Source organism: Bacillus sp. sid0103 (assembly GCF_019219025.1).
This window is the reverse complement of record NZ_JAHUWN010000007.1, coordinates 156,134-177,747: the sequence shown is the minus strand read 5'-3', so window position 1 is coordinate 177,747 and position 21,614 is coordinate 156,134. Positions and strand designations below refer to the sequence as shown.

Below are 21,614 nucleotides of genomic sequence, written 5' to 3'. Positions count from 1 at the left end.
CTAATCTCCTTTATATAAATAGGATGAAAGTTCTCTCCTTGGACCAGCAATCTGTTTTTTTCTATTGATGTTTTCCAGATTGACCGGGAGATACGGGAATAGTTTTTTTAGCTTGGCCAATCTTTGTTCTGCCTCAAACTGGTCAATAGAGTGATCGTTGATCAAGTTTAAAAGTTGTTTGTTTACCTCATATTTGAAGGCTTGATTTTGGCTAAACTCCGAATCCACTAACCGCTTTGCCATTTCATTCTTTTCTCCAAGCTTCCCTGCAGCGATAAAATCCCCTGCTTGAAGGGCTTCTTTAATTGATGCCGAAATCCGGCGCGCTTCCTCCAAGTCGAGAGCCTCTTGATAGGCGGATAGTTCTGCGTTTCGGTCTAAATCGGCGATCGCCTCATCATGGCGCTGGTCCCGAATACCTTGCCGGATCAAAACACGAACATTTCGAACAACAATACCAGCGTCTCTTAACACCTTGACCAATCGAGAGGTTTGAAAAAAATCTTCAATATGCCGGGCAAAACTCAGATCCTCTTCAATAGGAAAAAATCTTGCTTCCGACTCCACCCAGAAGGGCAGATTATTGTTAAAAATGTTGCCAATTTCTCCTGCATTTTGTTGAACTAACCGTTCGGGATATTCAACGGCAATATCGATAAATAAATTGACAGAAAACCTTCTACCTCTTGTTGCCGAAGGGACTTCCTCCTTGTAGGTGATGGTTTGCTGCTGCATATTGACTGTATAAACCCTTTTATATTTGCCAACCCGCAATTCACTACGTGACAAACGCTCTCCATTTTTAACTGCATAGTATTCGTTGTGATTATTAACATAAACAAAGGCATAAGTCATAGACGACGCTGGCGGTTTTTCCAAAAAGCTAAATTTCACGTCTTTAACATCTTCAATAAATTGCATTAGGTTATTCCCTCCAGGTTAACTATTTTCATTGAGAGATCACTTCCGCTTGTCTACATTCTATGCAGACAAGCGGAAGAAAAGCCCCCAAATCTATGCAGAAATTGGGGATTGAGGGAGTTGAAGTAACATAATTTAAAAGGAGTATTTATATAAAACAGGGGCTTTGTTTAATAAGGATTTCATCTTTTCACAACCATAACAGTAAAAATTCGCTGATTTCAGGTATAAGAGAATAAGAACAAGGGGTTTCTGGACATAAAATTAAATGATTTAAGCATAAATGAATGGGGGAGGTGAGGAATTTGGAAACTATTAACTCCATATTAAAAAAAAAGAGAGGAAATATCCTCTCTACGTGATTGATCTTAAAGTAGAAACTCCACTTTTTATTTTTGTTACGTGTGACTTTTATACTAAACAATCACTTTTTATCTTGTTATCTGTCAGACTCTTTTCTTTAAGCGTCCTGCAAGAGGAACGACAATTATACCTGCTATTACGATCTGCAAAACGTTTCCGGGGATGGAGCCGATTGGCTGTATCCAATTACCATAAAGTATCACTTCTGCAAAATAATAGCCCACAACTTTTATTATCAATGCAGTGGCAACTGCCAGAGTGTAAACAATTACTCTTTTGCCGGGTACTTTTTCGGAAATAAGTCCGACTAAGAAGCCCATAGCACCTACGATGATAAATGTAAACGGTGACCATACTGCCCAGCCGGAGATAAGATCGAAGAAGCCCATTCCGAAGGCGCCTGCTACTGTTCCTGTTTTTTTGCCGTAAACCAAGGCCGCTATAAAAAGAGGCACGTTTCCCAGATGGATTAAACCTCCGTTACCCATTATTGGGAGCTTTATGTTTATGAACATCGTTGCTAAGAGAGTTAATGCAATGAAAAGTGCATTGATGACTATGGCTTTTGTTCTAGTTGTTGTTTTTGTTGGTGAGTATGTTGATTCCATATGTTAACCTCTTCTTTTTTTAAAAATAATATCATACAATCCATACTGGATAAATAAAATTTTGAAACCTTTTCTATATATATTTGTACATTTCAGATTTTAGAAAATGGATAGAGTGCTTTTCGATTTTAGAAGGTCGCTTTTTCTTATGATGGATTAATCCAATAGTCGTATTTATTGGTTCATAATTAATGATATTTACCTCAATAAGTTTTAACTTCTAATACAAAGTATTGTTTTTCATATTGCTTCAACATTAGGATCGGATGTTGGAAATACATCTAAAAAGTAATCTTCCTTAATCTGGAGTGTTTTTGATACAAGGGTGCGTTTTTTTTCTTAGTTTGTCTTTTCATTAGCAACTTTTACATAGATATTTGTCAGAAAATTCGAATGTAATGACATCTTTTTTAATAAAGTAAATGTAGACGGGCGTAAAAAGGCTTTTTAGCATGAAAACAGCCGGCACATTTCATAATGCCGTAAGTAATGGAACGATGTACTTTTTAATGAAAAGGGAGGGGTTAAATGCTGCATATTGTAGCTTGTATCAAGCAAGTACCTGATACCAAAATTATCAAGATGAATCCAAAAACAAACACAATGGACCGCAGGACGGCACCTGCGATCTTGAATCCGTATGATACCCATGCTGTTGAAGAGGCGGTTCGTCTAAAGAAAAGGTATGGGGGAATCGTATCAGTTGTAACGATGGGGCCACCTCCGGCGGTTAACGCAATAAAAACGTGCATTGAAATAGGCGCAGATGAGGGCTATTTGATCACGGACCGCCGGTTTGCGGGTGCGGATACATTGGCAACGAGCTATGCCGTATCAAAGGCGCTTGAAAAAATTGCAAAAACGAAGCCAATAGATCTGATTATTTGCGGAAAGATGTCTATTGATGGAGATACGGGTCAAGTCGGACCCGGAATTGCACGAAGGCTTGATATTCCACCGCTGACTTCTGTGAACAAAGTAGTGGAAATCAATCAAGACGAGGGATATGCCATTATCCATCGCAAGTTCGAGGACGGATATGAAGTGGTCCGATCCACATTGCCGTGTTTGTTTTCTGTTGAAAAAACAATCAATGAAGTGCCTTATTCTCCGCTTCCAAACATGATAAAAGCTGCAAGATATAAACCTCATATCTGGTCTGTTGATGACCTAGAAGATGTAGATGTGAAGCAGCTTGGTTTGAAGGGATCCCCAACGATTGTCTCCAAAGTATGGGCTCCACAAAAACCAACAGGGGGAACGTTCCTTGAAGGCAACCCTGCAGCACAAGTAGAGCAATTGCTCTCTGTCCTACTTGAAAAGAAAGAACTGTTTGAAGTAAAGGAGGAAAGATAATTGGATTTCCAAGATTACAAAGGTGTTTGGGTATTCATTGAACAAAAGGATGGAGTGGTGGCTTCCGTATCGCTTGAACTATTGGGTGCCGGAAGAAAGTTGGCAGACAAACGGGGAGTGGAATTGGCGGGTATTCTGATCGGGGAAAATGTTAAGGATTTAACAAAAATCGTATATGAATATGGAGCAGATACAGTTTATGTATATGATCAACCCATCTTTAAACATTACCGGACCGAAACCTACATGAGGGCGCTCCTGGAATGCTCTGAAAAATATAAACCAGAAATTATCCTCTTCGGGGCTACCTCAACAGGAAAAGACCTGGCAAGCGCAGTAGCCACCGATCTGCCGACAGGTTTGACAGCGGATACGACGGAGCTGGATGTTGAAGAAGAAACAGGGTTACTCTTGGCGAGCAGACCTGCTTTTGGCGGAAATATTATGGCGACCATTTTATGTAAAAAATACCGGCCGCAAATGGCGACAGTACGCGCCAAAGTCATGAAGGCGCTCCCCCCTCAATCAGGGAGAACAGGCAAAATGGTTGAGGAAACAATATCCCTAAAGGAAGAGGATATTCGGACAAAAGTCTTGGAGATCGTAAAGGAAACTGTAAAGAAAGTAAGAATCGACGAGGCGGATATTATTGTTGCAGGCGGAAAAGGATTAGGGAGCTTGGAGGGATTTCAGTTAATACACCAATTGGCGGAAACTCTTGGAGGAGCGGTGGGTGCTAGCAGGGATGTGGTGGAAGCGGGTTGGATCGACCACGCTCATCAGGTAGGGCAAACCGGTGTGACGGTAACGCCAAAAATTTATTTTGCGATTGGAATATCCGGTGCAATTCAACATATTGTGGGAATGAAAAATTCCGGGTTAATTATTGCCATTAATAAGGACAAAGAAGCCCCCATTTTTCAGAACTGCCATTATGGAATTGTTGGCGATGCTTTTGAGATCGTTCCTATACTAATCGAGCAGTTTAAAAAGGCTTTATCAAGAGAAAAGGTAAGCAATATCAGCCAAGGTTGATAAAATGATGCTGGGGTGAGAACCATAAAACGGAAATTCTGAAAAAGGTGGAATTCTTTAGTTCCCACCTTGTTTTTTTTTAGGGTGCCCAAATTCTGCAATTCAAATTTTGCCCGCTTGTTATTTATTACTTGAAATTTAGATAAGTAGATGTTATTGTTAGAAAAAATAAATAGCGATAAACTTCTTATCCAGAGTGGTAGAGGGACAGGCCCTGTGAAACCCGGCAACCATCAAGTCAGAATATTGATTTGAACGGTGCTAATTCCTGCAAAGGTGTTAACCTTTGAAAGATGAGAGGAATGTATTTAATAATACTAACCTCTCTTTAAATCAAAGAGAGGTTTTTTGAATGGAAAGAAAGTTTATCGCTTGAAGGAGCGAGATGATATGGAAAGAGCAGTGTTTGGTGCAAACGAATTTTTTAGTCAAAAAGCATTTATTACAGGATTTCGTGGGATTGAAAATGTTCGAATTGGACATCTAAAAGGAACAAATCTAAAGATAGTAGAAGTCTGGTTTAATCCCTGGAAAGTATCTTATGATGAAATAGTAGATTTGTTTTTTGATTTACATGATCCAACCTCTAGAGAAGGTCAGCTTTTGAAAAATCAATCATTCATTTTCTTTTCTGATATGAATCAATTAACAGTAGCTAAACAAAAGAAAAACGAGCTGCAACATCTATTTAATGATGAAATTATTACAGAAATTACTCCAGTATGGGAACATATTAATAGCTTAGAAGAGATAAAATTGATATCTTAAACAACTAAGTTGAAGTTGATTTGGCGAGTTTAACCTGTTTTTGCGACACTGGAAAATTTTCATTTTAATAAAATTCAAATAATTGTAATAATTCTGATGATTATAACGTCAATACCTTGTATATAATAAAAAGAAAAAAGGGTGTTGAAACCAATGAGAAAACGTAAACTCATTTTCAAGGAATTGGTAAATGATAATAAGAAGGAAATAAAAAGTGATTTTAAAGCATTGGAGAGAATAGAAGCAAAAATTGATGACAAGCATGCTAAGAGGTTAATATTTTCATAAATGATAAACCCAAAAAAGAGCACTCAATGGTGCTTTTTTTATTTCTCTTCATACAATCTAGCTTCCAAATCATTATCAGGGAAGCCAATATGGTAATCCGTCGAAAAGTTGGGTTCCTTATACCAATCAGAGCAAGAGGACACCAATGAGAGTGTAAAGTAAAATCGAAGAGGTTCATTTAACGAATCAGAATGATGCAAGGCTATTGGCGTGGATTAAAAAACCATTTACCCACAATCACACAACTAGTTTATAATAAAAGGATGTCCAAATTGGATAGTAGGAGTCTATTTCTATGACACTAAGAAGATATAAGTAGGTGAAATATAATCGATATCATTGAAACACGGGTGAGAGGTTTTATTGGAGATATCCAACACCCTAACCAAAAAAAGAAAATAAATATTAACGATTTAGAACTCCAGTTGCGCAAGCTTTTGGATGATTATTATGATATGGACGGTTATTCGTTGTTTTATCGTGCCATTGAAATATTGCAAGCAGAGGGACACCTTATCCCTATCCAAAATAATCAATACAATGGAAGAACACCAGCGCTTGCCTTATTTTACTGGGTTAATATAAAAGTTCAGGAAAACAAATGGGATCGTTTCGAGATGATGAAATTAAGTGATCAGTTTGATTTTTCCTATTATGAAAGGCACCCTGAATGGCAAACGAAAGACGAATGGAATCGAATCCACAATTTATATACATTTCTCCAATCCAGTCAGGAACGGGAAATTGTCTCATTCGAAGAAAGAAGCCTGGAACTCTTTGGCCATGAAAAATTCTTATTAGACAGTGATAGCTTTCCTGATGGTAAAGGCTTCTTAGCTAGAATTGGCATATCAGAAGACCAACTTAAAATGGTGAACTACGGGGAGCCTTTTGTATTTTGGATGAAACAAGAGAAAGAAATAAAAGATGTTCAGCGGGTCCTGATTGTCGAGAATCTAGCATTCTTCCATACTTCCATTAAGTTATTGGAAGCAAATGAACTGGATTATGAACCTGAACTGATTATTTATGGTGAAGGGACAAAAATTGAACGGAGCTTTTCCTTTTTCTTTCGAATGTTTCCGCCAAAACCCTATCTTTTCTATTATGCCGGAGATATTGATGCTGCAGGATACGGTATTATCATTCGGCTTATCGAAAAATACCCGGATTGCTGTATTCAGCCTGCCTTAAAAATTTATCGCAAAATGCTTGAATGTCTAGAACAAAGGAATGACCAGAAACAAGGCCAAACACAGAACATCCAATACCGTGATTTATTCTTTCATTGGTTTACTGAAGACGAGCAAGCTCTTTTACAGAAATTATGGCAGGAAAATAAGCGGATTCCACAAGAAGTCTTAACAATCGAAACATGGAGGAGATGGATGTGAACGAATCATGGGAAGGATTCGCCCAAAGAATGCAACGATTAAATCCACTGTTTGAGCTTGGGAGGGGAATGGAAGTAGGTGAGCTGAAACCTCATATCCAAACCATTCTCATGCAAGTGCTCCTCACAATCTTCTATAGAGAATTAAATGATGATGATAATAGAAGGAAATCAGATATCAAGTATATGGTTGAAGACTCCATTAAGCAAATGAAGCTTTTAGCAGACGAAAAGCAAATTGAACGGATTACAAGTGGGCTTTTATATCAGGGGAAAGAAGAGTACAGTAAACCGTTTGAAGCCTTATATTACGATGAAATAAGACAATCTTGGGAAACGCAAACATTCCGCTATGTCACAATGGATGAATTATATACGAATCTAGAGATGGGCGGGTCTATTGTTTATAAACTTACGGATGTCGCTCAGGAAATGATTTTTATGAGCAGGGAAATGGCCGAGGAGTTCTCGATCACAATTGAACAACTCTATAGTATGCAGTTGATTAAAAACGGTAATTTTAGAAAAGCTACTCGAAACCTCGATCACCTCATTTCACGAGTAAACCGCTTAATGGCAAATGAATTCACTTTTCAAAAGGAAATGATCAACAATCCCAAAATCTTACTGATTGAAGAGGAATGGCAAAGGGCAGACAATCGTGTTGAAATTGAAAAGCAATTTGAAGAAGAAAAAAATCACTTCCGTACTATTACTAGTATGATAGAAAAGACGAAACGCAGGAATGAAGAAGATGATTATATACAGAAAGAATTGATTCTTCTTCAAGAAAAAATTGGCCATACAAGACAATTGCATGATCGTTTTGCTAAGTTAGTCATTCAAAATATTTCCTATGAGATGAAATTAAAAGCGGAAAATCCCTCATTGTTTTGGGAAAACAGTCTGGTTTCATTTCGAGAGCATTTTTATGAAAATTGGTTCATGAAGGAAGGCGTTCATCGTTTCGAGACGATAGAAAGAGTCCTTTCTCCTTTATTTTCACCGAAGAATGAATTTATCTTGCCGCTCGATTGGATTTGGGGTGAACAAGAATTCGATGAAAAGCAACTAACGGATACTGTCATTGAAGATGAGGTTGAAGAAAGCATTACTCGTTTGCGAGTGACGAACTGGGATTCTGTTATTAAGGCATGGAGTTATGTTTTTCAATTTTTACAAACAAACGGAGAGTTCTCGTTAGCTGATTTAGCCGAGATGCCACTAGAAGTGCAGGATTTATGGTTTGAAGAATCTGAAACGATTGATTTGTGGATGATGTTCGATAAAAAACCACTGAAGGTTCAAGTGCTGCATCGAAAGGAAGAAACCTTTAGTGATGAGAGGGAAATCCTTCTTTATAAACTAATGAAGGAATATCCGCAATTTCAAGTGTTTGAAGGCTTGAAAATTTATACTGTGTTTGATCATCGAGCGGAGCCTTTCCTATGGTATCAAATGAAAATTACCCCTTTTAAAATATGTGTACAGGAGGAGAAATGATGAATGCAGAAAGTATCAAAAAAGCATCAGCTGTCTATTTTTCGTTATTAAAAGATAAAGTAATCGACGAAAATAGTGAACACTTCCAGACTTATTTTGATCCGGAAGTGAGACAGACGGTTCTTTTATTAGCAGACGAATCAGGTACATATATCATTGAATCGCCTAAACGCATCCACCTAGTTGTCCAGCCAACTGGATCCGTCTTTGCTACGAATTTTACCCATTTGAAAGAAAAGCATCGGCAAGTCGAAACGAAAAAACACTTTCATCTGATTAGCGTTGTGATTATGTCTTTTTTAGCAGCAATTGATCGCAACCAGGCTGCTAAAATCCGTACGAAGCGGGAAGGGATTAGCTACTACGCAATAGAACGGCAAGTCAACGACCTAATCATTAAATGGGATAGCATTCTTAAAGCTAAACCGACCTTCGGAGAAGATGAACGAATTGATATGAAGGAAGTTGTGTCAACATGGAAATACATGGAGGTTGACACGGACGATTATGGGATAAAAAAAGGCAATAGACGAACGAGAATCGGTTTAATTGCCGGGGCTATGCGCTTATTAGAGACGGAGGCACTAATCGTCATTCTTGATCGGGACGATATTCCTAAGGTGATTCCGAAACAAGAGCTTTTTGAGCGAATTGAATACTTGTATCACGATTATGATCGTTATGAAGTTTTTAAAAAATTAATGACTACAGAGGAGGATATGCATGCCGAAAATCCATCGAATTAGAATTGTCGGCCTCAAGTATGATGGCATGCAAAAGCAATATAAAGATACCACTTTTAATTTCCATAATGATGAGACATCAACAAATGGCCTCATTGCGATGATGAATGGGGGTGGGAAAGGTGTGTTCCTTCAGACCATTTTCCAAATACTCAAACCTGGAACTTCATGGGGAAAACAGAACAATCGTTATTATCAGCAGTTTTTCTTTAACAATAAAGAGCAATTTATACCCTATACCTTTCATGTTCTCATTCAGTGGGAATTGGACGGCGCTGACCACCGGCATCTAGTAACAGGAGGAATGTTCTCAGCAGAGCAGAGGATCTCTATGAGTGAAGAAAGTGGAAATGAAAGTAAAACATTGGAACAGGAAGCAAAGATCCTCCCTACTATTACATTTTATACAAGAGAATTTGAACGGAAAGAAGAGGCAGCGCTGGAGCATATTCCACTCTATGAAAATGGTGAGGTTGCCGAAACTGAAAGCTTGAAGGACTATTTAAAGTGGAATGGATATGACGTTTATCGAGATACGAAGAAGCACTATCGCATCCTTGATACATATGGAATTAACCGTAAAGACTGGGATATTATGAAGGACATTAACAAGGATGAAGGCGGAGTTGGGAAATATTTCGAGGGGGCTGAGGATGATCATTCCCTGTTCCAAAAACGGATCATTCCTACTGTGAGTCAAGTGTTGCATCGAACCGAACATCAAAAGAACGATCTTGTGGAGATTTTCAAGAGCCAGGCAAGTATCGCTAAAGACCTGCCAGTACTCTTGAAAAGAGAGCAAGCCCATAAAGAGTTTTTAGAAGACATTGTCCCATTTGAAGAGCACTTAGCTAAAGGAGTAGAACATAAAGAAATTGTACTTGCAAGTATACAGACAGGAAGACAACTTCTTGGTGCCTTAGAGCATTTGAAGCAATCGGAAGAGGAAACGCAGCTTTCTTTAGAGAAAGACTTGGAGAAATTAATCATCAGGCAGGCAAATTTACGCTTTCAAAAAGATAATCTAGAGTTTGCAAAAGCTCACAGAGTGGTCATGGATTGGGATAAGAAATTAGTGGAAGAAAGGGAGAAACACACTTCCAAACATGCAATCGTTAAAGAGAAACAGGAACGAAAAGCACAACTGGACTTTCAGCTATTATTAAAAGAGTGGAGTGAAAACGAACAAAGTATTCGCTCTCTTTCACAGCAGATCGCGACGTTGGAACAAAATAGTGGCTTAGAGCAAGTGAATCAAAGAATGGATGAAATTAAGCAAGAAGCTAGAAAGCAATGGGAGCAATCCTTTCTATCGATTCAAGAAGGTGTTAAGCAGTATTTGGGGTATCAAAAGTTCTTAAATAAAAAAGCAACAGGGCTGTTGCAACAGGATAAACAAAAGACAAAAGACATTGCACAGCTTAGTACGGAAATTGATTTTCTTTATACGCAAATGCATAATTTTGAGTTGAAGGAAGCGGCACTCATACAAGAATTTGGCGATCGCTTAACCTATGATTTAAAGGGCTTGATCGAGAGTCTTTTTAAACAAATTGAAGACAAAAAGGCTAGATTAGTAGAGTTGCAAGCAAAAGATAAAGAATCTAGTGAAAAGCAAAATCAACTTGCCACTTCACATGGTACGCTCGTCCAATCCATTCAGTTTTCAGAGGAAAAATGTGAAGATTTAAAGGCAGCTAATGAAGGGCAAAAGCAAAAAGAAGCAAAACTATTAGAAAAGCTTCTTGGTTTACTTGCTGATGTCAAAGCGCCATTTACTCACTCGCTCTTATCGAAGTATGCGATACAAATTGAAGAAATACTAGGCAATAACCGCCAACAAGCTGAACAAATTAAAAAGGACCTTTGGGAAACACAACTTGATCACTCCTTAAACGATGAGCCCTTCTGGATCGCAAATAAAGATGTGAAGGAATTAAAGGAATGGATCGATGAGAAGACTGGAATAGATGTATTTTATGGAACCCAATTTCTCCAATCACTAAGCCCAGCGGAAATAGGGCATTCCCTTATCACGTATCCGCTCCTTCCATACGGGTTGGTCGTAAGCGGCCAGCAATGGCAAAAAATTAACCAGCAGGTTCTTACAGGAAGAATGTTTAAAAGTCCTGTTCCGATTTTCTTACGTGAGGAAATGAACAGTGAATATCACCAGCCATCCTTTGTGATCATTAACGGAACCGAGAAAGAGCTATTAAGTGATAAAAATCAATTCACCAGCTGGAAAATAAAGATTGCTAAACAAATAGAGGAAAAGAAAGATACGCTCCTTGAAATTGAAAAGACAGAAACCTCCTTGCGTCGTATTTTAAAAGAAATCGATCGTTTTTTATCAAGCGAGCTTTCTAGTGATATCGAAAAAGCTCTCAATCAGGAACAAAACGCTCTACTTTCTAAGAAGACGCAATTGCAGGAAATTAAAACACAAGAAGAGAAAGAAAAAGAATTACAGCTTGGGTTAAAGGAACAGCTGGAAAAGACAAAAGTTAAGATAGAAAAGCTTACAAGAAATATAGAAACATTAGAGGAGTTTGATCAAGAAAAAACTCTTCATCATGAAAATAAACGGGTGAAACTAGAGAAAGAGAAGCAAAAGGAATCCTTGACTATTCAGCAGCAAGAAATAGGAAAAGAGCACCAAATTACAATTGATCTGCAAAACCAGTGGAATCAAACGTATGTAGAATGGAAGCTTACAACTGAACAAAATATAAAGGAGATCAGGTTCTTTATTGAAGAAGCCTCTTTTCCTGCTGATGAAAAAGCAGACCAATGTGAAGAGGTCCCTCGCTTATCACCACATTTATTACAAGAGATTAACGGAAGAATCGAAGAGCTAAAGCAGCTTCAAAAATCAAAAGAAGAACAGGCTAGAGAATTACTCGTTCTTCAAGCAAAAAGAGAAACCGAACAAAAGCAACAAAAGAAATTAGAGAAAAAACTAACTATTCATGATCAGGACTGGAATAAAGCTGCAGAACCAGATGAACCTCTAAGTATATTAGAAAATATGCTGCAAAATGCACAGAAGGAAGCGAAGACAGCGGAAAAAGAAGAACGGGAACAAGGAACGGCTGTAACTGTAGCGGAAACGTCCTTGAAGCACGCTATTGAACAGCGTGATAAGTCAGGAAAGAAAGTAGAAAAACATGAAAAACAGCCTGAACAATGGGAAGACCTTGAATTAGAAGTAAAGGAAGTAGAAATTAAAGACCAAACGAAAGTAGCGAAAGAGGAAGTAAAGCAGGCTGAGAAACGCCAAAAAGAAACGGAAACCAAAATTGCGGGTTATGAAGGAGATTTGTTAACCTTATCCGTTATCCTAAAAGAGGAAGCTGCAGTATTTACGAATGATGATCTAGAAAAAATTAAGAGTCAAGGAAAAGCGTGTATCATATCCTGGTGTGAAGAACATCAAGGGATACAGGAAGATGGTCAGGAGAAGCATGCGAAAATCGATCAATCATTGCGCAATTTAAAGCTCACGATTGAGGGCAAGGATTGGGAGATTCGTTTTAAAAATGAAGTATTAACGACACTAGACCATATGGATACAAGGCATTATACGCATATCCAGAACATCGTTAAAAATATGAAACGTTTTTCACAAAGTGGATTGGAACAATTAGAACGCGACAAAGAAAGAGCAGAAAAGGCTCAAAACTTCTGGGCCAGCCGTGCCAGTATGAAAGTGATGAGCATTTCAGAGGCCATTCGTTCAATGATTGCGAAAATGAAGCTGAAAAATGAACGAGGATCCTTTCCGCTCGTTCAGCTCAAAGAAGATATCTTACCTAAAAAGGCTGAAGATATTGAACCACTACTGAAGCAGCACTTTGTAGCTGCCATTAACAAAATTACCAAACAATTTGATATGATAGATGATCATAATCGATTGTTAGACGAAGAAATAAAACAACTCATAAGTGATGAGCAAATTTTATTTGTATCCCTTCGAAATCGATATCCTGAGCTGCTCGTCTATAATATGCGAACAGATAATGCCTTTATGTACGGGAAACCGCAAAGAGAGCATTATTCAACCTGGCAGACAATTAATCAAGGTTCTAAGACGAAATCCGATGGCAGCGGCGGACAGAAGTTATCAGCCCGAATGGTGATGATGATGATGTTATTATCCGTTAAAAGCGAAACCGATCATAGCTGGGTTCCTTTAGTCTGTGATAATCCGTTCGGACAAGCTGCATCGGCACATGTCCTTGACCCGATATTCGCAGTAGCCGAAAAACTAAAGTTCCAATTCATCGTCGTCACTCCGCCTGAACTTGTGAAAACAGAGATCAGCCAAAGATTTGATGCCTATTATAAATTAGACTTCATTCGTGAGAAAGGAAAAGAAATTGTTTCGGACACGATTGTTCCCGCATTTCGGATTTACCAGAGAGAGGGAGTCGTTCAATAAGAAGGAAAACTGTTTGGTGCACAAATTATTAAAATTATGAATCACAAGAAAACAGATATTAGAAATACAGATGTACATCTTTCTAATAAACATAAAAAAGTCGGGGATCCTCCGACTTTTTATGTTTATTATTTACTTTGTTCTATATTAAATGGAGCAGTAGAATTTCGAATAACTAATTCCGGTTCGTATACAATCGATGAGGGGCTATCACCATTTTTCTCCACAGCAGAAACAATCCATTTAGCCGCATCAATTCCCATTTGCATTTTTGGATGGGCAACAGTAGTAAATTTTATATCTGTCGCCTCTGCTAAAAAGGAATCATCATAACCAACAATGGAAACATCGTCTGGAACGCTTATTTGGAGATTTCTAAGTAAATCTAACACTTGTAAGGCTAGTTCGTCATTGTAACAAACGATAGCAGTAGGCCTGGAGTCTGTCGTGAAGAAATTTTTTAATCGTTTTATTAGTTTTTCATAGCGTTCTTCAGTCGTATAGGTAACGATCATCTCGGGATAAGCTGTCAATCCTAATTCTCTAAATGCACGGATAAACCCTCTCATACGATTGACCCCTTGAAGGTCATCGGTTTTAAACAGACCGACAATTTTCTTGTGGCCCAGTTTTATTAAATGTTCCGTTGCAATATATCCACCGTTTTCATCATTAACAATGATGTGCGGAGGCATGAGTTGCGAATAAAATTGATTAATCATCAGGTAAGGAATGTTGTTTTGTTCCAACTCAAGGTAATATTGGATGTTTGGGTTGTAATTATTGCTTTTTGTTGGTTCTACAATAAGACCATCTATTTTCCTGTTTAACATGGTCTGTAAACAATACTTCTCTTTGTCTACATCGTTGTTTGTACAGGCGAGGGTTAAGGTATACCCAGCTTCCGTTAAGTAGGATTCCATTCCCCTTATGATGGATGGGAAAATATAATCAGAAATATATGTTGTGATAACTCCGATATTTTTTCCCGTCGGTGTACTAAAAGACTGTTGAACTGGCAACACTTCCTCTAACTTGTTAGAACAAAACGTTCCAGCGCCTTGTTCTCTGTATAACCATCCTTCATGAACCAAATCTCCGACAGCCTGGCGTATGGTATGCCTGCTAACATTAAACATCTTCATAAGATCATTTTCCGAATAGATTTTCTCACCAGGTTTAACTTCACCACTTGTGATCCAATCCTTAATCTTTTCTTTTATCATTATATATTTAGCTTGTTGTGCCACGTTATCACCGCTTTCAACTATCTTGCTGCTAATTATCACTTGTACGTACGATATAACAATACCTTTTAAGTAATATGTTAACAAAAAATATAGAATATCTCCAATTTATTTTCTCTATTAGCGGTGGGGCGTAAAAATTTTACTTTCCTTATTGAAAAAAAATGATTAAATGATAAGATTAAATTAACTTATACGTACAAGTTATGGTTAGGTTAACTTGTGCGTATGAATATAATATTAAAAATTAAAACTATTAAAGATGTTTCAAAATTTTACTTTCTTGGGAAGGGTGAAGTAGATGGTTAAGTATTCAATTGGTGTAGATTATGGAACACAATCTGGAAGAGCTGTACTTGTTGAAGTAGGAACTGGAAGAGAAGTGGCTACGGCCGTAAAACCCTATACACATGGGGTCATGGATGAATTTTTACCAAATGGAACCACGAAGTTAGAACATGACTGGGCACTGCAGCATCCGGCCGATTATCTTGAAGTTTTACAGGTTACGATTCCGGAAGTTTTAGAGAAAGCAAAAATTTCAGCGGAAGATGTAATTGGATTAGGGATTGACTTTACAGCTTGTACGGTCCTTCCGATTGATGCCAATGGAACACCATTGTGTTTCAAAGATGAATTTATAAACCAACCTCACAGCTATGTGAAACTTTGGAAACATCACGCGGCTCAAGATGAAGCGAACCGCTTAAATGAAATGGCAGAAGCCCGTGGAGAAAAGTTCTTACAACGTTATGGAGGGAAAATTTCTTCTGAGTGGCTGTTTCCAAAATTATGGCAGATTCTAAATGAGGCTCCTGAAATTTATGAAGCAGCAGATCAGATTTTAGAAGCTACTGACTGGGTTATTTCAGAGTTAACAGGTAATATCGACCGCAATAGTTGTACGGCTGGATATAAAGCGATTTGGCATAAGCAAGATGGATATCCATCCAAAGAATTTTTCAAAGCGCTTGATCCTCGTTTGGAAAATGTAGTAGAAGAAAAACTTTCTACTAAGATTGTACCAATTGGCTCAAAAGCAGGGGAAATTACTGAAAAAGCTGCTAAATTGACTGGTTTAAAACCAGGTACAGCAGTAGCGGTTGCAAACGTAGACGCACATGTTGCTGTACCAGCGGTAGGTATTACAGATGCAGGTAAATTGTTAATGATTATGGGAACTTCTACATGTCATATTCTTTTAGGAGAAGAAGAAAAGATTGTTCCAGGTATGTGTGGTGTAGTTGAAGATGGCGTGATCCCTGGATATATGGGCTACGAAGCCGGCCAATCATGCGTAGGAGACCACTTCGAATGGTTCACTGAAAACTGTGTTCCTCAAAGCTACCACGAAGAAGCAAAAGAAAAAGGGATTAGTATTCATCAATTACTAACCGAAAAAGCATTTCAATTACGTGTTGGTGAAAGCGGTCTCCTTGCCTTAGATTGGTGGAACGGTAACCGATCAACTCTTGTCGATGCGGACCTTACCGGCGTTCTTCTTGGTGCAACCCTATTAACTAAGCCGGAAGAAATTTATCGTGCCTTAATAGAAGCGACGGCATACGGTACACGGATGATTGTAGAGACATTCCGTAACAATGGAGTCCCAGTGAATGAGGTATACGCTGCCGGCGGAATTGCTGAGAAAAATGCATTGATGATGCAAATTTACTCTGATGTACTAAATATAGATATTAAGATCTCAGCGTCTTCACAAACTCCAGCCCTTGGCTCTGCCATGTTTGGTGCCGTAGCAGCTGGAAAAGAACGCGGCGGGTACGACAGCATTACGGATGCAGCCAAAGATATGGGAAGAGTAAAAGATGATATCTATCAACCTATTAAACATAATGCTGAAATTTATGAACAGTTATATACCGAATATGCCCGTCTTTACGATTATTTTGGCCGCGGCGAAAACAATGTCATGAAAACCTTGAAAAAGATTAAGAAAGAAAGCTCCTTAGAGAAGAAGGAGGAAGAAACAGTATGTTAGAGCGTTTGAAAAGAGAAGTCTTAGATGCAAACTTGAAGCTTCCAGAACATGGTTTGGTTACGTTTACTTGGGGAAATGTGAGCGGGATTGATCGTGAAACAGGCCTTGTGGTTATCAAACCTAGTGGTGTTCCGTACGAAGAGTTACAAATAGATGATCTGGTTGTTTTAGATTTAGATGGAAGGATCGTTGAAGGCACGTTAAGACCTTCCTCTGATACACCAACACACTTAGCATTATATCGGGCATTTACACAAATAGGCGGGATTGTTCATACTCATTCTCCAGGGGCTACAAGCTGGGCTCAAGCAGGACGTCCCATCCCAGCACTTGGGACAACACATGCAGATTATTTTTATGGAGAAATTCCTTGTACACGTACCCTGACTCAAGAGGAAATTGAAAGGGGATACGAGCTTGAAACAGGGAATGTCATTATTGACACCTTTAAAAAAGAAGGCCTTGATCCGATTGCTATGCCCGGTGTTTTATTATCAGGTCATGCCCCATTTAGCTGGGGGAAAGATGCAAGCCAAGCGGTTCACAATGCTGTTGTTCTAGAGGAAGTAGCAAAAATGGCATTGAACACATTCCAGCTTAATCCGAAAATTAATCCTATTGATCAATTCTTGCTTGATAAGCATTATCTCCGTAAGCATGGTGCTAATGCCTATTACGGACAAAAGTAGTCTGCTAAAACAGCCAGACTGTTAAAACTTGTACGTACGAATTGTGATAGTTTACTAATATTAAATAAAAGTATATTTCATTTACTTAAAGGAGGAATTACCATGTTATCTACAAAAGCCTATGAATTCTGGTTTGTAACAGGAAGTCAATTATTATACGGAGAAGATGTATTACGGCAAGTAGAGGAAAACTCCAAAACTATTGTAAATGGTTTGGACGATGATTCTGCTGTACCGTATAAATTAATTTTTAAATCAGTTGTAAAAGATTCAGATTCCATCCGTAAACTGATTTTAGAAGCAAATGCTGATGAAAATTGTGCAGGTATTATTACGTGGATGCATACATTCTCACCATCAAAAATGTGGATTGCCGGCTTATCAGCCCTTCAAAAGCCGTATCTGCATTTAGCTACACAATTTAACCGGGATATACCTTGGGATTCTATCGATATGGATTTCATGAATTTAAACCAAGCTGCCCATGGCGACCGAGAGCATGGATTTATTGCAAGCCGCCTAAAAGTTAAGCGCAAGGTCGTGGTTGGTCACTGGGAAAACCCAGAAGTAAGAGAGCGTATTGGCAGCTGGATGAGAACAGCCGTTGCTTTTGAAGAAAGCAAAAACTTAAAGGTTGCGAGATTTGGTGATAACATGCGCCAAGTAGCGGTAACAGAGGGTGACAAGGTAGAAGCGCAAATCAAGTTCGGCTGGACAGTCAATGGTTACGGAGTCGGCGATCTCGTTCAACGTATGAATGATGTAACAGAACAAGATCTTGACCAGTTAATGGCTGAATACGAAGAGCAATATGATATTACTCCAGAAGGACTTACGGATGGTCCGGTACGTGATTCCATCCGTTATCAAGCTAGAATTGAACTTGGAATGAAAGCATTCTTATCCGAAGGCGGCTACACTGCATTTTCAACTACTTTTGAAGATTTACATGGAATGCGTCAGCTTCCTGGATTAGCTGTGCAGCGTTTAATGGAACAAGGCTATGGTTTTGCAGGTGAAGGAGATTGGAAAACAGCTGCTCTTGTTAGATTGATGAAAATTATCGCAGGAAATGAAGGAACTTCTTTCATGGAGGATTACACGTATCATTTTGAGCCAGGTAAAGAAATGGTCCTTGGTGCTCATATGCTGGAGGTATGCCCATCCATTTCAGCAACTCGTCCGAAAATCGAGGTTCATCCACTTGGAATTGGCGGTAAAGAAGACCCTGCGAGAATCGTGTTTGACGGAAGAGGCGGTTCCGCCTTGAATGCATCCATTGTTGATCTTGGACATCGTTTCCGTCTACTGGTGAATGAAGTAGATGCAGTTCAACCAGAGAAAGACATGCCAAATCTTCCTGTTGCAAGAGTACTTTGGAAAACTCAACCATCTTTAAGCCAAGCAGTTGAAAACTGGATCCAAGCTGGCGGAGCCCACCATACTGGCTATTCGTATAAAGTAACAACAGAACAACTGCGAGACTTTGCAGAACTAACTGGAATCGAAATGGTTGTTATTAATAATGATACGAATACTCATGCGTTCAATAACGAACTACGTTGGAATGACGTTATTTTCCGCTAAATATCTAGGCTATGTTAAAGCTTATTGTTGATTTTGGCACCCTGTTGATCTACGTTCCAGGCGCGAAGACTCCTGCGGGAGGACGGGGCAGGGGAGACCCCGCAGAAGCGCAGCGACGAGGAGGCTCCCCGGACCGCCCGCGGAAAGCGAAGCGCCTGGAGCGGAAATCAACAGGCAAGTTTAACAGAGCCAATATCTAAAGTCGTAAAGTCGTTAAGGTATAGTGAATCAAATAAAAAACATCAGGGCTATTAGGGATAATAGCCCTGATGTTTAATTTTAAAAAATTATCTATGGTTATATAGAGGAGGATTTTCTGTGAGTAAGACAGTTGATAAATTACTAGTAGAGCGGTTAGCGGTCAATACCATTCGAACACTTGCTATTGATGCCATTGAAAAAGCCAAATCCGGACATCCAGGTATGCCAATGGGAATGGCACCTGCCGGACATGTATTATTTTCAAAGATAATGAACCACAATCCTGAGAATCCATCATGGTTTAATCGTGATCGCTTTGTGCTCTCTGCTGGTCATGGATCCATGCTGTTATATAGCCTATTGCACTTGAGTGGGTATGATGTATCGCTCGAAGATTTAAAACAGTTTCGACAATGGGGAAGCAAAACTCCAGGACATCCTGAATTTGGGCATACTGCAGGTGTCGATGCAACAACTGGTCCATTAGGCCAGGGGGTTGCAATGGGTGTCGGAATGGCTATGGCAGAAGCTCACTTATCTTCTGTTTATAACCGTGATAACTTCCCGCTTATAGACCATTATACATACGCAATTTGCGGGGATGGCGACTTAATGGAAGGTGTTTCCGCAGAGGCAGCTTCACTGGCTGGTCACTTACAATTAGGAAAATTAATATTAATATATGATTCAAATAATATAACACTTGATGGTGAAGCAGATCTTTCATTCTCTGAAAATGTAGCTGTGCGCTTTGAAGCATATGGATGGCAAGTCCTCCGAGTTGAAGAAGAAAATAACTTAACGGCAATCGAAGAAGCCTTAGTGGAAGCAAAAAAAGAGTTGAACAAACCAACCTTAATCGAGATAAAAACAACTTTAGGTTACGGAAGCCCTAACAAGGGTGGAAAAGGTGGACATCAAGGAACTCACGGTTCTCCGCTTGGTGCAGAGGAAGTAAAGCTGACGAAGGAATTTTTCGGATGGCCGCAAGAAGACTTCTTTATTCCAAAGGAAGTAAAGGAGTACTGGCAGGAAGTTAAAAACCATGGAATCCAGGCAAATCAGCTTTGGGATGTACTATTTACCCAGTATAAAGTGGAGCATCCAGAACTATCAGAACGTCTTGAAAGAGAAATTAGAGGAGAACTTCCAGAAGATTGGGATCAAGAAGTGCCGGTTTACGAAAAAGGAGCATCCCTTTCCACACGTGTTGCTTCCGGACAAGTTTTAAATGCACTGGCTAAAAAAATTCCAAATTTAATTGGCGGCTCTGCTGATTTAGAATCATCAACGATGACTCACTTAAATGAATTAGGGAGATTCTCTGCAAGTAATTATGAGGGTCGCAATGTTTACTTTGGAGTAAGGGAATTTGCGATGGGCGCTATTGTTAATGGAATGGCACTCCATGAAGGAGTTAAACCGTTCGGTTCTACATTCTTTGTGTTTTCTGATTATCTACGTCCAGCAATAAGATTATCCGCCTTAATGAATTTACCAGTAGTTTATGTGTTTACACATGATAGCATCTTTGTTGGTGAAGATGGACCAACACATGAACCAATTGAACAATTATCAGCTCTTCGCGGCATTCCGAATGTAACAGTTTTACGTCCTGCGGATGCGAATGAAACGGCTGCAGCTTGGAGATATGCGATTGAAAATAAAAATGGTCCTGTGGCTTTAGTGTTAACACGGCAAAACCTTACAGTAAATATTGATTTCGCAACAGCAAATGAAAAGGTCGTTAAAGGAGCCTACATTGCAGATGACACTAAGAATGAAGCACCTGTTGTCCAACTAATTGCCACGGGTTCTGAATTAACGCTTGCCCTTAATGTAAAAGCAGGATTAGTAAAAGAAGGGATTAAGGCTCGTGTAATCAGCATGCCATCTTGGGAGTTATTTGACAAACAATCTAAAGATTACCAAGGATCAATTCTTAGAAATGATATTAAGGTAAATGTGGCTATTGAATTAGGTTCTCCTCAAGGATGGGCTCAATATGTTGGCCGAGAAGGACTTGTAATTGGAATTAGGACATTTGGAGCATCGGCACCAGGTGAACGTATTTCGAAAGAATATGGATTTACGCCAGAAAGCATTATTAAAAAAATCAAAGATATCTTATAAACATGTCATACAGACAGTGGAGCCTCTTTTGCTATGTTGGGAACCCCAAACAAGTGAGGGAGGCTTTTTTGCAAAAAGCAAAAGAAAAGGAATAAGGATTGTCGGAAACTGGTTATTCCTTGAAGAAGAAAGTCACGTTGGAATCAGTTCGTTGTTGCTTGCCGAAAAGTTATTAAGGGTAAAAACATTATATTAACATAATTAAATTAACAATATTCTATTTTGTCGAAATTTTGATATAATAATGCATACAAGTACTTGTCTATTGAGGTGGAAAAAAATAAATCCTTGGAAAAGTTATTGCTAATAAGATTTTTGAAAGGGTATTCATCATTA

The 21,614-nt window shown here is 38.9% G+C and carries 16 protein-coding genes and 1 riboswitch; of the genes, 13 read left to right on the top strand and 3 right to left on the bottom strand.

The window, feature by feature from the left end:
- Together KW850_RS10170 and KW850_RS10165 are read right to left on the bottom strand one after the other, a co-directional pair.
- Positions 1–921 carry a hypothetical protein gene (locus KW850_RS10170; protein ID WP_218347447.1) on the bottom strand — a complete coding sequence of 307 codons (921 nt, stop codon included), beginning with the start codon at positions 919–921 and terminating at the stop codon, positions 1–3.
- Positions 922–1,367: 446 nt separating this feature from the next.
- On the bottom strand, positions 1,368–1,892 hold the full coding sequence (locus tag KW850_RS10165; protein ID WP_218347446.1) for an ECF transporter S component: 525 nt from the start codon (positions 1,890–1,892) through the stop codon (positions 1,368–1,370).
- A gap of 528 nt (positions 1,893–2,420) precedes the next feature.
- Between KW850_RS10165 and KW850_RS10160 the strand changes: the two genes are divergently transcribed.
- The 8 genes from KW850_RS10160 to KW850_RS10125 all read left to right on the top strand — a co-directional run bounded on the left by KW850_RS10160 (position 2,421) and on the right by KW850_RS10125 (position 13,422).
- Positions 2,421–3,248: an electron transfer flavoprotein subunit beta/FixA family protein gene (locus tag KW850_RS10160; RefSeq protein ID WP_218347445.1), complete on the top strand. Its 828-nt coding sequence runs from the start codon at positions 2,421–2,423 to the stop codon at positions 3,246–3,248.
- Positions 3,249–4,283, top strand: coding sequence for an electron transfer flavoprotein subunit alpha/FixB family protein (locus KW850_RS10155; protein WP_218347444.1), 1,035 nt, complete (start codon positions 3,249–3,251; stop codon positions 4,281–4,283). It begins immediately after the preceding gene.
- 184 nt (positions 4,284–4,467) lie between these two features.
- Positions 4,468–4,583: riboswitch (SAM riboswitch) on the top strand.
- Positions 4,584–4,631: 48 nt separating this feature from the next.
- Complete coding sequence (locus KW850_RS10150; RefSeq protein ID WP_218347443.1) at positions 4,632–5,051, top strand: peptide-methionine (S)-S-oxide reductase; 420 nt, start codon at positions 4,632–4,634, stop codon at positions 5,049–5,051.
- Positions 5,052–5,204: 153 nt separating this feature from the next.
- Complete coding sequence (locus tag KW850_RS10145) at positions 5,205–5,339, top strand: FbpB family small basic protein (protein WP_218347442.1); 135 nt, start codon at positions 5,205–5,207, stop codon at positions 5,337–5,339.
- A 350-nt stretch (positions 5,340–5,689) separates the two neighbouring features.
- Positions 5,690–6,733 (top strand): Wadjet anti-phage system protein JetD domain-containing protein, encoded by a 1,044-nt coding sequence (locus KW850_RS34035; RefSeq protein ID WP_308128777.1) that lies wholly within the window; start codon positions 5,690–5,692, stop codon positions 6,731–6,733.
- Positions 6,724–8,235, top strand: a complete 1,512-nt coding sequence (locus KW850_RS10135) for a hypothetical protein (RefSeq protein WP_256358182.1) — start codon at positions 6,724–6,726, stop codon at positions 8,233–8,235. Before KW850_RS34035 ends, KW850_RS10135 begins: the two co-directional genes overlap by 10 nt.
- The gene (locus KW850_RS10130; protein ID WP_218347440.1) at positions 8,235–8,981 is read left to right on the top strand and encodes a DUF6063 family protein; all 747 of its coding nucleotides are present in this window, start codon (positions 8,235–8,237) and stop codon (positions 8,979–8,981) included. The genes KW850_RS10135 and KW850_RS10130 overlap by 1 nt, the downstream gene beginning before the upstream one ends.
- Positions 8,959–13,422 carry a coiled-coil domain-containing protein gene (locus KW850_RS10125; RefSeq protein ID WP_218347439.1) on the top strand — a complete coding sequence of 1,488 codons (4,464 nt, stop codon included), beginning with the start codon at positions 8,959–8,961 and terminating at the stop codon, positions 13,420–13,422. Before KW850_RS10130 ends, KW850_RS10125 begins: the two co-directional genes overlap by 23 nt.
- A gap of 128 nt (positions 13,423–13,550) precedes the next feature.
- Here the strand turns inward: KW850_RS10125 and KW850_RS10120 are convergent, their stop codons facing one another.
- Positions 13,551–14,672 (bottom strand): GntR family transcriptional regulator, encoded by a 1,122-nt coding sequence (locus KW850_RS10120; protein WP_308128782.1) that lies wholly within the window; start codon positions 14,670–14,672, stop codon positions 13,551–13,553.
- A 298-nt stretch (positions 14,673–14,970) separates the two neighbouring features.
- On the opposite strand from KW850_RS10120, the gene araB reads away from it, so the two are divergent.
- The 5 genes from araB to tkt all read left to right on the top strand — a co-directional run bounded on the left by araB (position 14,971) and on the right by tkt (position 21,278).
- On the top strand, positions 14,971–16,668 hold the full coding sequence (gene araB, locus KW850_RS10115; RefSeq protein ID WP_218347438.1) for a ribulokinase: 1,698 nt from the start codon (positions 14,971–14,973) through the stop codon (positions 16,666–16,668).
- Positions 16,662–17,357, top strand: a complete 696-nt coding sequence (araD, locus tag KW850_RS10110; protein ID WP_218347437.1) for an L-ribulose-5-phosphate 4-epimerase — start codon at positions 16,662–16,664, stop codon at positions 17,355–17,357. The genes araB and araD overlap by 7 nt, the downstream gene beginning before the upstream one ends.
- Before the next feature lie 102 nt (positions 17,358–17,459).
- Positions 17,460–18,944: an L-arabinose isomerase gene (araA, locus tag KW850_RS10105; RefSeq protein WP_218347436.1), complete on the top strand. Its 1,485-nt coding sequence runs from the start codon at positions 17,460–17,462 to the stop codon at positions 18,942–18,944.
- Positions 18,945–18,955: 11 nt separating this feature from the next.
- The gene (locus KW850_RS10100) at positions 18,956–19,144 is read left to right on the top strand and encodes a hypothetical protein (protein WP_218347435.1); all 189 of its coding nucleotides are present in this window, start codon (positions 18,956–18,958) and stop codon (positions 19,142–19,144) included.
- A gap of 118 nt (positions 19,145–19,262) precedes the next feature.
- A complete protein-coding gene (gene tkt, locus KW850_RS10095; protein ID WP_218347434.1) occupies positions 19,263–21,278 on the top strand; it encodes a transketolase in 2,016 nt (671 codons plus the stop codon).
- Positions 21,279–21,614 lie beyond the last annotated feature (336 nt).

Coding starts and splice junctions, on each gene's coding strand:
- KW850_RS10170 (WP_218347447.1), bottom strand. CDS start 921: ATGCAATTTATTGAAGATGTTAAAGACGTGAAATTTAGCTTTTTGGAA.
- KW850_RS10165 (WP_218347446.1), bottom strand. CDS start 1,892: ATGGAATCAACATACTCACCAACAAAAACAACAACTAGAACAAAAGCC.
- KW850_RS10160 (WP_218347445.1), top strand. CDS start 2,421: ATGCTGCATATTGTAGCTTGTATCAAGCAAGTACCTGATACCAAAATT.
- KW850_RS10145 (WP_218347442.1), top strand. CDS start 5,205: ATGAGAAAACGTAAACTCATTTTCAAGGAATTGGTAAATGATAATAAG.
- KW850_RS10135 (WP_256358182.1), top strand. CDS start 6,724: ATGGATGTGAACGAATCATGGGAAGGATTCGCCCAAAGAATGCAACGA.
- KW850_RS10130 (WP_218347440.1), top strand. CDS start 8,235: ATGAATGCAGAAAGTATCAAAAAAGCATCAGCTGTCTATTTTTCGTTA.
- KW850_RS10125 (WP_218347439.1), top strand. CDS start 8,959: ATGCCGAAAATCCATCGAATTAGAATTGTCGGCCTCAAGTATGATGGC.
- araB (WP_218347438.1), top strand. CDS start 14,971: ATGGTTAAGTATTCAATTGGTGTAGATTATGGAACACAATCTGGAAGA.
- araD (WP_218347437.1), top strand. CDS start 16,662: ATGTTAGAGCGTTTGAAAAGAGAAGTCTTAGATGCAAACTTGAAGCTT.
- araA (WP_218347436.1), top strand. CDS start 17,460: ATGTTATCTACAAAAGCCTATGAATTCTGGTTTGTAACAGGAAGTCAA.
- KW850_RS10100 (WP_218347435.1), top strand. CDS start 18,956: ATGTTAAAGCTTATTGTTGATTTTGGCACCCTGTTGATCTACGTTCCA.